11 protein-coding genes are annotated in these 13,119 nt (G+C 58.8%); 5 read left to right on the top strand and 6 right to left on the bottom strand.

Annotated elements, in window-relative coordinates; genetic code table 11:
* Window positions 1–44: 44 nt before the first annotated feature.
* The 3 genes from QEH57_RS23270 to QEH57_RS23260 all read right to left on the bottom strand — a co-directional run bounded on the left by QEH57_RS23270 (window position 45) and on the right by QEH57_RS23260 (window position 3,691).
* Entirely contained in the window at window positions 45–542 is a 498-nt protein-coding gene (locus QEH57_RS23270) for a glutathione peroxidase (RefSeq protein ID WP_343224836.1), read from the bottom strand.
* Between the two features lie 234 nt (window positions 543–776).
* Entirely contained in the window at window positions 777–2,306 is a 1,530-nt protein-coding gene (locus QEH57_RS23265) for a cryptochrome/photolyase family protein (RefSeq protein ID WP_309009203.1), read from the bottom strand.
* Between the two features lie 176 nt (window positions 2,307–2,482).
* Window positions 2,483–3,691, bottom strand: coding sequence for a methyl-accepting chemotaxis protein (locus QEH57_RS23260; protein WP_309009202.1), 1,209 nt, complete (start codon window positions 3,689–3,691; stop codon window positions 2,483–2,485).
* A 366-nt stretch (window positions 3,692–4,057) separates the two neighbouring features.
* On the opposite strand from QEH57_RS23260, the gene QEH57_RS23255 reads away from it, so the two are divergent.
* From QEH57_RS23255 to QEH57_RS23235, 5 genes are all read left to right on the top strand, one after another.
* Complete coding sequence (locus QEH57_RS23255) at window positions 4,058–4,606, top strand: peroxiredoxin-like family protein (RefSeq protein ID WP_309009201.1); 549 nt, start codon at window positions 4,058–4,060, stop codon at window positions 4,604–4,606.
* 114 nt (window positions 4,607–4,720) lie between these two features.
* On the top strand, window positions 4,721–5,911 hold the full coding sequence (locus QEH57_RS23250) for a pyridoxal phosphate-dependent aminotransferase (RefSeq protein WP_309009200.1): 1,191 nt from the start codon (window positions 4,721–4,723) through the stop codon (window positions 5,909–5,911).
* A 281-nt stretch (window positions 5,912–6,192) separates the two neighbouring features.
* A complete protein-coding gene (locus tag QEH57_RS23245; RefSeq protein WP_309009199.1) occupies window positions 6,193–7,002 on the top strand; it encodes a fibronectin type III domain-containing protein in 810 nt (269 codons plus the stop codon).
* 103 nt (window positions 7,003–7,105) lie between these two features.
* A complete protein-coding gene (locus tag QEH57_RS23240; RefSeq protein WP_309009198.1) occupies window positions 7,106–9,136 on the top strand; it encodes a TonB-dependent receptor in 2,031 nt (676 codons plus the stop codon).
* A 334-nt stretch (window positions 9,137–9,470) separates the two neighbouring features.
* On the top strand, window positions 9,471–10,217 hold the full coding sequence (locus QEH57_RS23235; RefSeq protein WP_309009197.1) for an FkbM family methyltransferase: 747 nt from the start codon (window positions 9,471–9,473) through the stop codon (window positions 10,215–10,217).
* 237 nt (window positions 10,218–10,454) lie between these two features.
* Here QEH57_RS23235 and QEH57_RS23230 read toward each other — a convergent pair whose 3' ends face one another.
* The 3 genes from QEH57_RS23230 to QEH57_RS23220 form a co-directional block, all read right to left on the bottom strand.
* On the bottom strand, window positions 10,455–10,931 hold the full coding sequence (locus QEH57_RS23230) for a YhcH/YjgK/YiaL family protein (protein WP_309009196.1): 477 nt from the start codon (window positions 10,929–10,931) through the stop codon (window positions 10,455–10,457).
* Window positions 10,932–11,172: 241 nt separating this feature from the next.
* A complete protein-coding gene (locus tag QEH57_RS23225) occupies window positions 11,173–12,534 on the bottom strand; it encodes a replication-associated recombination protein A (RefSeq protein WP_309009195.1) in 1,362 nt (453 codons plus the stop codon).
* 369 nt (window positions 12,535–12,903) lie between these two features.
* Window positions 12,904–13,119, bottom strand: a 216-nt coding sequence (locus QEH57_RS23220) for a hypothetical protein (RefSeq protein WP_309009194.1), incomplete at its 5' end; no start/stop codon positions are given.

Genomic DNA, 13,119 nt, shown 5'->3' with positions numbered 1-13,119 from the left:
TCCCGCCTCAGGCGGAGGCCCGGATTCACCTTCCGCCCGGCGGCTCAGGAACCGCCCAGCGAGGCCTCGATCGCGGAAACCAGCTTCTCGGAACGAGGAGCTACCGCAGAACTGAAGCGGCCCACGATCTTCCCCTCGCCGTTCACTAGGAACTTGCTGAAGTTCCAGCCGATCCGCCCCGGAAAGGGAGATTCCTCCCCCGCCAGCAATTCGAAAAGCGGGTGGCGGTTCTCTCCGTTGACCTCGATCTTGGAAAACATCGGAAAACTCACGCCGTAGGTGAGCGAGCAAAACTCCTTGATGTCCTCCTCCGAGCCAGGCTCCTGCCCGCCAAACTGGTTGCACGGAAAGCCCAGCACCACCAAGCCCCGCTCCGCGTACTGCTCGTTGAGCGCTTCCAGGCCTTTGTACTGGCGGGTGTAGCCGCACTTGGAAGCCACGTTGACGATCAGGAGCGTCTTGCCCTTGTACTTCGCCAAGGTCGTCTCGTTCCCGTCGATATCGACGAGCGGAATGTCGTAAATGGAGGTGTCAGCATGCATAGCGTTCGCGAGGGCAAAGAGTAGAGCTGAGAAAAAAGCTATCTGTTTCATGTCGTTCTTGTTGGAGCTACAACGATTGATCTAACTGGAAAACGTTCGCTTCCGGCAACGATTGCGTCGAAGCGGCAGGAATCCGCTTTTAGCAACCCCGTTAACCTTTGCCTGCGAACGACCAATCAACCATCGCCCCCCGAGAAGCCACGCGATTAAAGGGCGACCTCCCACCGGGCAAGGCTACCTATGCTTGGCCCGGATCGAGTCAGCCCGTTTCGAGATCGCATCGAGCTCCTCCCCTGAAACCCGCTCCAAATTGCGCAGCTGCATACCCATGCGCGGGTTCCCCTTGAGCGAGCCTTGGTGACGGTTGAGGAAATCCCAATACAAGACAGTGAACGGACAGGCCTCCTCGCCCGTTCGATTATCAGGATTGAAGCGGCACCCATCGCAGTAGTTGCTCATGCGCTTGATGTACTTGCCAGTCGCCACATAAGGTTTCGAAGCCATCACGCCTCCGTCCGCATACTGCGACATGCCAAGCGTGTTGGGAAGCTCCACCCACTCCACCGCGTCCACATAGACCGCAAGGTACCACTCGTGCAACTCTTTCGGATCGACGCCGTGCAGCAGCGCGTAGAGCCCCGTCACCATCAAGCGCTGGATGTGGTGAGCATAACCGTGCTCCATCGTCTGCGTAACCACTTCACGAATACAATTCATCTCGGTCCTTCCATCCCAATAGAATTGCGGCAATGGCTCCTTCGCTTCCAAAGCGTTGCGATCGACGTAATCTGGCATGTGCATCCAATAGATTCCTCTCACATACTCGCGCCAGCCGATGATCTGCCGGATAAAACCTTCCGCCGATTCGATCGGAACCTTCCCGTCCCGGTAAGCCTTCTCCGCTGCATCCACGACTTCCTTGGCATCGATCAGCTTCAGGTTAATGGAAGAGGCGAGCAAGGAGTGGCTCAGGTAAGGCTCGCCCGTCCACATCGCGTCTTGATAGGTTCCGAACTGAGGAAGCTCGCTTTCGATAAAACGATCGAGAGCTTCCAAAGCTTCGCTACGCGTCACCGGCCAATCAAAATGCTTCAAGTTCCCTGGGTGACCATCGAATCGCGTATCCACTTCTTGGATCACCTCCTTGGTGATCTCGTCTGGCGAAAAGCGCTTCCGCGGAAAAAGACGCTCGGGTCCGTCCTTGCCAAAGGACTTGCGATTGCTGGCGTCAAAGTTCCATTTGCCCGCAGCCGGTTCCCCATCGTTCATCAAGACGTCGTGCTTTTTCCGCATCTCGCGATAGAAGTACTCCATGCGCAGCTGCTTGCGGCCCGCGGCATGCTGCTGGAAATCCTTCGGGCTCGAATAGAAGGAATCGTCCTCAACGATCTCCAACTCCACATTGCAGGCGCGACAGGCGGATTTGAGCGACTCAAGCACTCGATAGTCGCCGGGGCGAGTCAGCTTTACTTTTCCGAAATCGTTTCGTTCCAGAAACGTGCCTAGCGCCTCTTCGAGCGATTCCACTTGTGGCCCCTCACCAAGCTTGCGGTAGTGCAGCGCCGTTCTCCTTTCCTGAAGCTGTGCCGCGAAATGCCGCATCGCAGATAGGAAAAGCGCCGTGCGAACCTTCGACGACCAAACATGCGTCGACTCCCCAGCGACCTCCGCCATCCACACTGCATCGAAACCGGAGAAAGCTTTGAGACGGTCGGAAAGCTGATCTCCGAGCACGACAAGAAGGGTACGATCTGATTGAGGCATTTTGGGAAGCATGCCCAAGCGATCGCGTCCCTGTTATCCTCGGAACTGAAAAATCCAACCGCTCGGGAACAGATCCTACGAAACAGCAGCAGCCGCAAATGCGCAAGGAGGGCAGCTACTTTCCCGAGAGCGTAAACAGACGACTTGAAGCGCTTCGCGAAGCGCCATCACGCCATCTAGACGAAGCTGGTTCGAGTGCTGGAAAGATTCGTATCCATGGAACGACTTCGAGCTCTGGCCTTGCTCTTGCCTGTGCCCGTTTCCGGACGTTCCTGAATAATGATTGAGTGCCAGCCCGTACTGTACGTTTCGTAGCCTGGAGCAGCCGCATGAGCGACCACTGACGATTTTCCGTTGTTGGTGAGCAAGGCGTAGTTGCGGTCTTCCAGGAATAGCGACGTGTACTCCGTATCCAAAGTCCCTTTACAGTCTGGGTCCTTGGTGTCAGCCAAGATCTTTCCATCCTGATCGACAATGCAAACGCGCGAGCGGCTCCACTCCTCTTGCGGCAGAGGCGTACGCTCTACGATCACTTGCGCAAGTTCGTCCCAGTTGAAAAGGATACCCAAAACGCCCAGTGGCTTCCCATTGGATTCGCCACCTTCTCGAACCACGCAAGAATAGGCCAATACGCGCTGGCCACCTACCAGCGAGGAGCGATGACAGGTTTCAAATCCGTATTCGTCGCCGCTGCTGGTGGCGCGAGCGGAGCGGAACCATTGGCTACCGGAAACGTCGGTGCCTTGGCTGCGGTAGCGGTCTGGAAGTCCGTTCGCGACCACCGTGCCGTTGAGATCCGTCAGGACTAGGTCGTAATAAACCGTGTAGGCGGAAAGGATGATTCCAAGTCGACGCGAAGCATACTCGAGGCCTTCGCGACTTCGGTTGGTCAAAGCGTCTACGAGCGAAGAATCCGTCGCCCACCAACGCACGTCGCAGGTACGCTCGTAAAGGTTACGGTCGATCAAATCGATATTGTTCAAAGCGAGGTCCCGCAAACGCGTCCCCAACATGCGGTAAGCCATCACCTCGGAAATGTGGTCCACCTCCTCGATCGTGCCCTGAGTCTCTTCGCTCATGTCCTTCGCGACCTTTGAAGTCCGGTCCGACAGTTCCTGAATCGCCTGCGCCACGACGGCAAAAGCCGCGCCCGACGATCCTCCGGCGCGGGCAGCTTCGATCTGGGCGTTAAAGGACAGCAAACGCGTTTGCACGTTGACGTTGGTGATCAAATCGATCGCCTGCCCGATACTGCTGTTCAGGTCCCGGGCCAAATCCGAAATGCGGTCCAGGCTCATATCCGCTTCCTCATCGGAAACGCTTACCCCTTTGTTACCAGCAGAGCGCTCTGCTAACTGCTTATCCTTTACATCAAATAAATCCATAACGACGAGGAAGCTAACGACCCCCTCCCCTCTGCCTTTAAGGCTTTCTGAAGGAATCGAAATATTGCATAAATATCAGCAGCAAGTGCTTACAATAGTGCACTTTACAAAATCTTATCGCTCACAATTAAGCACCAAAATCGGCCTCGCATGAATGCAGGTCATCATTTCGATTCGGATGTATAGATTTTTTTATGGATACCGTAAAACCCGAGCAGCGGCTTAATCAAATTTTGATAAAGTCCGGGTACGGCTGGGCAGCGCCCACCAAGCTTCTCTGAAGCGCTCAACGCATAGGAACTCGCAAAAAACGAGCCGCTTTTCCTGTTTGTGGAATAATCGCGCCGCCCAAGGACTCCCAGGCTTATGCCTAAATTCGTTGCCCCCACGCCCCTCCCTTCCTTCCAAGTCGAGAGCATCGATGGAACCACTGTCCAGGTCCCTTCGCCGCGCCACCGCTTCACCCACCTGCAATTTCGGCGCTTCGCCGGCTGCCCGATCTGCGACATCCACCTGCAGCAGTTCGCCGCCAGAGCGGACACCCTCGAGGAAAACGGGATTCAGGAAGTCGTCTTCTTCCACTCCAGCCAAGCCGCCTTGCTCAAGCACAATGCTAAACTGCCCTTCTCCGTGGTCGCCGATCCCCACAAGGTCCACTACCGAGCCTTCGGAGTGGAAGCCTCCCTGCTGAGCGTGCTCCACCCGCAAGCCATCTGGCAAGGCCTTCGCGGAACCCTGCGCAAAGGGCTCGGCCTATCGCTGAAAAACGGCCCCCTCGGCCTGCCCGCCGACTTCCTCGTCGGTTCGACTGGGACCATCGTCGCCGCCAAATACGGCACCCACGCCTTCGACCAGTGGTCCCTCGACCAAGTCCTGCAACTCGTCCAGCAGGAAAACGAGCCCTCTTTCGAATAAGGCATCGGGCTCTCGCCGCTCCCCGGGATCCGGCGATCAATCCCAGCCTCGACCTCCCGCAAATCCTCCCCATAAGTCGCGTGATAGCACAAACCTTCCTATCGCCACTTATCCATGCCCTCTCCCGCTAACCGCCTCGCCCAGTTTTCCGAATCCGTTATCCGCAGCATGACCCGCCTCGCCAACAGCTGCGGGGCCATCAACCTCTCCCAAGGCTTCCCCGACTTCGATCCCCCCGAAGCAGTGCTCGCCGCCCTCGAAACCGCCACCCGCGGCCCTCATCACCAATATGCCGTGACCTGGGGCGCTCCGCGCTTTCGCAAAGCCCTCGCCAACAAGATCAATCGCGACACCGGCCTCGCCGTCGACCCCGACCAGCACCTGGTCGTCACCTGTGGCAGCACCGAAGCCATGATGGTGGCAATGATGACCGCCTGCAACCCGGGCGACAAGGTGATCGTCTTCTCCCCCTTCTACGAAAACTACGCCGCCGACGCCATCCTCTCCGGAGCCGAGCCCATCTACGTCACTCTCAATGCTCCAAATTTTGGATACAACTCCGCAGAGCTCGAAGCCGCCTTCGAGCAAAAGCCCAAGGCCATCATCGTTTGCAATCCTTCGAACCCGACCGGTAAAGTCTTCACCCGCGACGAACTCCTCGAAATTCTCGAGCTCGCTAAAAAACACGACGCCTACGTCATCACGGACGAACCCTACGAACACATCGTCTACGAGCCCCAGGTCCACACCTACGCCTGCGCCTTGCCCGACGCTTTCGAACGCGTCATCACCTGCAACTCCCTTTCCAAAACCTATTCCATCACCGGCTGGCGCCTTGGCTACGTGCTCGCCTCCGCCACCGTCATCGCCCAAGCCCGCAAGGTGCACGACTTTCTCACCGTCGGCGCCGCCGCGCCCCTGCAGGAAGCGGCCGTAGCGGGATTGGAACTGCCCGACAGCTACTACGCGGAACTGCAAACGAGCTACGCGCGCAAGCGGGACGTCTTCCTAAGCTACCTCCGCCAAACCGGACTCCCCTTCACCGAGCCCCAAGGGGCCTACTATGTCATGGTCGACATCTCCTCCCTCGGATTTCCCACCGATACCGAAGCCGCTGCCTGGTTCGCTAAAAAGGTCGGCGTGGCCGGAGTACCCGGTTCCAGCTTCTTCCGCGAGCCGGAACATCGCTTCATCCGCTTCCACTTCGCCAAAAAAGAAGAGACCCTGCACGCCGCCGGAGAAAGGCTTCTCCGCCTCGCCGACGCCGCTTGGCTGAAGGAAGTCCTTGCCCTAGAACGCGATTAGAAATCCCCGTACCCATAACTTGGGTACGGCACGACCACGAAAGCATCGAAAGGTTCCGAAAAAAAACATTCAGGAACCGCGTAGTCCACCTGCGGGAATCCTCGCATAGGATCCCCCTAAGGACATCTCGTATCGAAAGTTAAAATACAATTTATCCGGGAAAATGGATATTTTGGGGTGGACGTGAGCGATGCAGCCACTAGCTCTCACCCTGCCTGAAGCATCAGGCGTTCCATTATAGTCAGCCTTCCTTCCTTTTTCCTAGATCGCCTATTAAGACGATGTCCTCACGTGCCTGCCGTTCCTCCTCCGGCAACAGTATAGTGATGCTCGCGCTCCTGTTCGGAGCGTTCCTAGCATTCACCGCAAACTCGCATGCAAATGCCAAGCTGACATGGCAGGACAATTCCGACAACGAAGACGGCTTCTATATAGAACGGTCCAAAAACGGAGGCAGCTTCGAAAGAATCGCCACCCTGCCAGCCAATACCACCACCTTCGAAGACTCCGACACCCAAGCGGGCGTCCGCTATCGCTATCGCGTCCAAGCCTTTAACTCCTTCGGAGTATCGGGCTACACCAACATTTCCCTTTTCGAGCTACCGATCCTCATCAAGTACGAAGACTGGATCGCTCAATTTCTCAGCGAGCAAATCCCTCTCGACCTTCCGCTTCCACCTCCGCCCGCCGAGATCCTAAGCCTCGCGGCCGACACGACCCCAAAAGTCTCCGTGGCAGGCCTCGCCCCTCAGGAAACGCTCAGCGGCTCCCAAATCCCCAACCTGCTCTGCTACGCCCACGGCATCAACCCCTTCGCCCCCGACTACACCCTGCTCGCCAAGCCTTCCTACACCGTGATCGACGGAAGCAAGGTCCCCTGCATCGAGCGAGCCGTCTTCAAGTATTCCGTCGGAGTCGAAACCACCCTGCAGGGCTCCTCCGACTTCAAGACCTGGAGCAACCTCCCACTCAAGAAAACCGTGACCCGGGAAAGCTCCCTGCACCGCTGGGAGGCGATCGAACTTCCCCGAGACGGCCAAACTCGCTTCTATCGCCTCAAAGTCTCCTTGGCATCCCAACAGAGCCACTGAGCCCACCGTCTCGGCAGACCGAACCAGACGCGTTGAAATCACGTCAAATTTGACTAGGGTTACACCTGCTCCCCACTGAGCAAGTAGGCCCAACTCATAGGACATGTCCCCCATCCGAAACCTTCTGGCCGGCGCGAGCCTCTCCCTCTCGGTCGCAAGCGTCGCCACGACCTCAGCAAAGCAAGCGGCCGACCTTTTCGAACTCTCCCTCGACGAACTGCTCGAGATCGAAGTCGTCTCGGCAAGCATCTCCCCTAAAAAGCTGAACTCCACCCCCGGATCCGTCACCGTCTTCACCGCCGGCGAAATCCAAAACCTAGGAGTCTCCAGCCTCGAGGAGCTCGTCAACTTCGCCCCGGGCTACCAGTCCGCCAAACGCGGCGACAGCTCCCTCGGCACCCCCTACTCCGCCAGGGGAAGAGCCATCGGCACCTCGACCACCGAAGTCATCGTCCTGCTCGACGGACGCAGGATCGACAACGCGGTCTCCGGCGGACAATCGACCAGCATCCCCAGCCTCTCGCTCGCAAATATCGAAACCGTCGAATTCCTGCGCGGCCCCGCCTCCGCCCTCTACGGATCGAACGCGTTCCTCGGAGTCATCAACCTCACCAGTCGCAGACAAAGAAACGACCTGCGCATCTCCTACGGCTCCCACCAAACCATCGCCGCCGAAGCGAACTTCTCCCAAAGCAACCGCCACGGCCTCGCCATCGACGTCCACGCCCGCCGCGAAGAGAGCCACGGAGAAAAGCTCCGCGTCTACGACACTTTCGCCCAAAGCGAGGCCTCCGCCCGCGCCCCCTACCAAAAGCTCGACCTCGACCTGAGGCTCTCGTCGGAGCGCAGCGCCCTCTCCCTCCTCCACACCGACCGCGAAAGCGACGCCTACCTCGTGCTCGGCAACCTAAGCCCCCAGTACAACCAATCCCGCAACCAATTCTCCCAGCTCGCCTTCACCCACTCGCTCGAGCACGACGCCTTAGCAAGCCTCGACCTCTCCGGCGGAATCAAACGACGCCAATTCACCATCCAAGCCCAAACCAGCCCCATCGGCGCCCTCGCCCCCATCAGCCAACCCAGCAGCGACACCCCCGTCCTCCTCCGCGCCGACGTCGTCGAATACGAGCCCTGGCTCAAGCTCGACGGCAGCTACCGCTCCTCCGCAAGCTACGACATCGTATTCGGAATCGAATACAGAAGCCCCGAGCTCGAGCCAAGCCCACTGCTCGCCAACTACGATCTCAACGCCCTCGCCCAATCCCAATTCCCCGTTACCTACTTCGCGGGCGAATTCCGCCCCACCGGCCCCACCACCAAACAAAGCGACGACATCTTCGGAGCCTACTTCCAATTCGAGAACAGGTTCGACGACGACACCCTCACCCTCGGCCTCCGCTACGACACCTTCTCCTACGCCTCCAGCCGCCTCAGCCCCCGCATCGCCTACGTACATCCCCTCTTCGATACCGCCTTCCTAAAGCTCATCTGGGGAGAGTCCTACCGAGCCCCGGCCCTGTCCGAACGCAGCGTATCGACAAATAACCTACAAGTCGGAAACCCATCCCTCAAGCCCGAGACCGTGACCACCACCGAACTCGTCTTCGGCGGAAACTGGAGCGAGCTCTACGCCAGCGTCAGCCTCTTCGAAAACACCTTTCGCGACTCCATCGTGCAAGCCTTCGTGAACGACCTGCGCACCTTCCAAAACGCGCCCCAAGAAAGCAGCAGCGGGCTCGAAGCGGAAATGATCCTCCAGCTCGGCGAGCAAACGAAGCTCCGCCTCAGTGCCACCCACTTCTTCGACCTCCCGCAAAGCAGCTTCCGAGACTCCCGATCGCTCGCCGCCCTCTCCATCAACCAAAGCTCCGACCGCTGGAACTTCAACGCCAGCGCCCTCTACCACTCCAGCCAACGCACCCCCACGCCAGACCCCAGCCAGCTCCAGAAGCTCCCCGCATACTGGACCGCGAACGCCAAACTCAGCTACCAAATCGCCACCGGCCACACCGCAAGCCTCCGCCTTACCAACGCCTTCGACGAAGAATACTACACCGCCAGCCAATCCATCATCCTCGGCGGCGTTCCCAACCCCGGCCGCAGCCTCAGCCTCGACTACAGCTTCGAATGGTAGCTCCCCGCTGGCGCCCCCTCGCAGCCTAGCGCCAACCCCCAGTTTTCACAGAAAACGTCCCCACCCCTTTTTTCCCCTCCACACGCAAAGAACCCGCAGCCTCTCGGCTACGGGTTCCACTGTTGCTTGGAGAAATTCTCTTCTTCTAAAAGTCAGCGACGGCTCCCACCGACCCTGCGCCGCCAAGAATAGCGCGCCCGCCCGCCTGCTGTAAATCGGGCTCAAACGCGAAAAGGGCCTTCTCTAATCCCCTAGAGTGCGCTTCCTAGCCCGAAAACCGCCCCGTTAGGCGCTTTTCCCGCATTCCGGCTTAACCGACGCCCCGTTCAGTCGAATGAGCAAACAAGAGAACACCTCGACCGTGGCAAGCAAGCAACAGACCAAACGAAAAAACTTCCTGACCCGAGCCTACCACCGGGCCTTCACCCTGGGAGCCCTGCGTCCCCACGTGGACAGCATCCTCCCCCACCTCGACTCCCCCGGCGGCAAATTCGTGGAAATCGGCGCTCGCGACGGCCTCAAAGGTTCCCTCACCCCCTACCTCGAAAAGGCCCTCGACTGGAAAGGCCTGCTCATCGAGCCCTGGCCCCACCTCTTCCAACGCTGCCGCAAGAACCGCAAAACCTCCGTCACCCTCAACGTCGCCGCCTCCGAAAAGCTCCTGCGCGACTCCTATATCGAAATCGTCGGCAAGCCGCCCGCCGCCTCCGTGCGCAAGACCTTGATCCAAGAAGCCGAGGAGCGCCTCCAGGGCCGCCCCATCGCAGCCCCCATTCCCGGCCAGGCCAAGCCCAAGAAAGTCCACTACGTCAGCACCAACTCCATCGCCGGCATCCTCGACCGAGCCAACTTCGACAAGCAATTCGAACTCATGGTCTTCAACCTCACCGGCTACGAAGACCGCGCCCTCGACGGCATGGACTTCGACCGCTACAAGCCGACCTTCCTGCTGGTGCGAACGCAATCCACCAACGTCAACCTCCCCGGCCTGCCCCACTACTACCAGAAGATCTGCTCCAGCAAGCACGACGAACGCTCCCACCTGCACCTCTTCCGCTACTCCGACTTCGGAGCCAACTAGAGAATTTTTCGTTTGATCATTCGCATAAGGTAGGGCGGGACCGCCGGGCACGCCGCGTCTCCCTCATCACACAGTACGACTAACTAAACGAAAAACGCTCTAAAACGTAGCGCGGAGCTCCCCCGTCCGCCGAAGCCTTGGCGAAAAGCGAAGGAAGGAGCTTCAGCGTAGGCGGAAGCCCGCGACCGCGTTGCAGGATCAAACGCCCGCCAGGCGCCCCCCGCCAAGGCATCGCCACTAAAGCTTCAAGCGCTCCAGCAGCACCTTCACCACCACCTTTTTCACCATCGCTCCCTCCGCTTCCGTGAACAAGCCCGGCATGTGAGCGTCCTGCGGCAGCAGCAAGGCAAAGGTACCCGGATACATCGACAGCTGCAGCTGAGCCGGCTCCTTGTATTCAAAAAACTCCACGTCGCGATCGTCCGCATACGGACCCTTGCTTTCGAGCGAATGCGTCGGGTACACCCCGATCCGCTCCGAATCGATCATGGCCATCTGGATATCGGCGTACTTGCGATGCGCCTCCAAGATCTTGCCCGGCTTCGATTCTTTCTCCGTGGCGTAGCTCATCACGCGAGCAAAGATCGCGTCCCCATCGATTGGATACTCCTTCTCCTCCGCATCCGCAGAGAGAGATTCCAAAAAGCCAAAGGCCTTTTCCCAAGCCTCGCCCAGCGAGTACCGATTCCAATTGTCGATGTGGTCTACGATCATAGCTCCACAAACTCACCCAACTCACCCAAGATTCCAATCCCGAAATCCCGAGCAACCTTCATTGCGGGAAGTCGCCTTGTGCCGCGATCAAACTGTTCTTTCGTGGGAGCGTGCTAGTCACGCGATTTCCCCACCCCCCAATCTCCGCCCCTCTCACAATTAAACAAAAGAACAAGCAAACCCACTTAGTGAACCTTCGTGTCCTTCGTGGGCAAAAAAGAACAACATCCGCTGTCCCTCGTCACCGAACCTCTCCCTTCTTCCGCCGCTCCGCCTTCAGCTTTTCCCAGCGAGCCAGACGCTTCGCGATCTCCGTCTCCTCGCCCACGCTCTTCGGCTCCAAAAACCGAATCGGCTTTTCCATGAACTCCTGCCCCGAAATGTTCTCCGGAAAGCTGTGGCTGTACTCGTAGTCCTGGGCGTTGCCCAGCTGCTTCGAGGCCTTGCCCCCGCTGTCCCGCAGCCAAAGCGGCACCTCCTGCAGCGGCCCCTGCTTGATCGAAGCCAGAGCCGCGTTGATCGCCGTATACGCCGAATTGCTTTTCGGCGCCGCCGCCAGGTAGCTCACGCAATGCCCCAAGTTGATGCGACACTCCGGCATGCCCACGAACTCGCAAGCCTGCTGCGTCGCCACCGCCAGCGGCAAGGCCTGCGAATCCGCCAGCCCCACGTCCTCCGAGGCGAAGATCACCAAGCGCCGCGCGATAAAACGCGGGTCCTCCCCGCCCGCCAACATCTTGGCCAGCCAGTACAAGGCCGCATCCGGATTGCCGCCCCGCATGCTCTTGATGAACGCCGAAATCGTATCGTAGTGCTCGTCCTCGTCCGCATCGTAGCGGATCTGTCGTTCCGCAGCGAATACGCCAATCGCCTCCTCCGTGATCGCGCCGCCCTCGTCCAAGCCCATGGCGATCACCTCCAAAGCGTTCAAGGCCCGCCGCAAGTCCCCGTCGCACAGCTTGGCCAAGCCGCGCAGCACCCCCTCCTCCGCCGTATGCTTCCGCTCGCCCAAACCGCGCTCCGCATCCTCCAACGCGCGCTGCAAGGTCGACGCCGTCGTATCCACCGTATGGGGATTCAAGCGAAACAAATGGCTGCGGCTAAGCAGCGGAGCGTTCACATAAAAGCCCGGATTATGGGTCGTGGCCCCAATCAAGCGAATGTTGCCCGCCTCCACGTCCGGCAACAGCAAGTCCTGCTGCGACTTGTTGAAACGATGGATCTCGTCGATGAAAAGCACCGTATCCTTATCCTCCATACGGCGAGCGATCGACAGGATTTCCCGCAGCTCCGCCACGTTGGACATCACCGCGTTGATCCGCACGAAGCGGCTCTTGGTCTCCCCCGCGATCGCCTCCGCCATGCTCGTCTTGCCGCAGCCCGGAGGCCCGTAGAAAAGCAAGCTGCCAAAAGTGTTCGCCTCCACCAGGCGCGGCAGCAACTTGCCCGGCGCCAAGATGTGCTCCTGCCCCACCACTTCGCTCAGGGAACGCGGTCGCAAGCGAGCCGCCAAAGGCTGACGCTTGCTCGAGCTCGTATCCTTGCTCTCCTCCCGCAACGACACCTCTTCCTCCCCGCCAAACAAATTTGCCTGATCATCCATCGTCCAGAACTAGCGCGACGCCTCCGCCCGCGTCAAAACCAAGATCGCCCGCAAATCGAGGTAGAGGGACGCAACATCTCCCCGAGCTCCCCAGACATTCACCAACAACCTTTAGCTTCCTCAGCCGAGGCCCCCACGGCCTTCAATCCTTCTCCAGATACCCTGACAAAGAATAAGGGAAGACAGACCTCGGAGTTGCTACATAGTTCGCTAACCGGTTGGCGTGTTAGCTTCATTTAATAGCGTGTTGTCAATTGTGGAGAGAACCCATCTTATGTCCCAGCTCTAAGTGTTGTGCGAGTGTGCTCGTCGCTTGAGAGCAAGAAGCCCCTCGTTTTTGGGGAGGGGCTTCGGCAAGACCGTAATGAATTAGCGTTTCTTGACCATGATCAGCACAAACGCACGCGTAAGGATGCAAGCGATCAATAGGTGGATAAGGAGATTGTTGCTCCCACTCTCCTGCTCTTCCGCTGGCCGCGTACCATGCTTGGTAAGCGGTGCAAAATCTGCCCCTAGGCCGATCTTGACTTCTTCCAGTTGGCTGGGGTCAGAGCTCTGAGCTCCTGCTCCGGCAGGGGTCGCGTA

The organism is Pelagicoccus sp. SDUM812005 (assembly GCF_031127875.1).
GTDB lineage: Bacteria > Verrucomicrobiota > Verrucomicrobiia > Opitutales > Opitutaceae > Pelagicoccus.
Note: the sequence above shows the minus strand (reverse complement) of the source record. Positions and strands in the feature narration are given on the sequence as shown.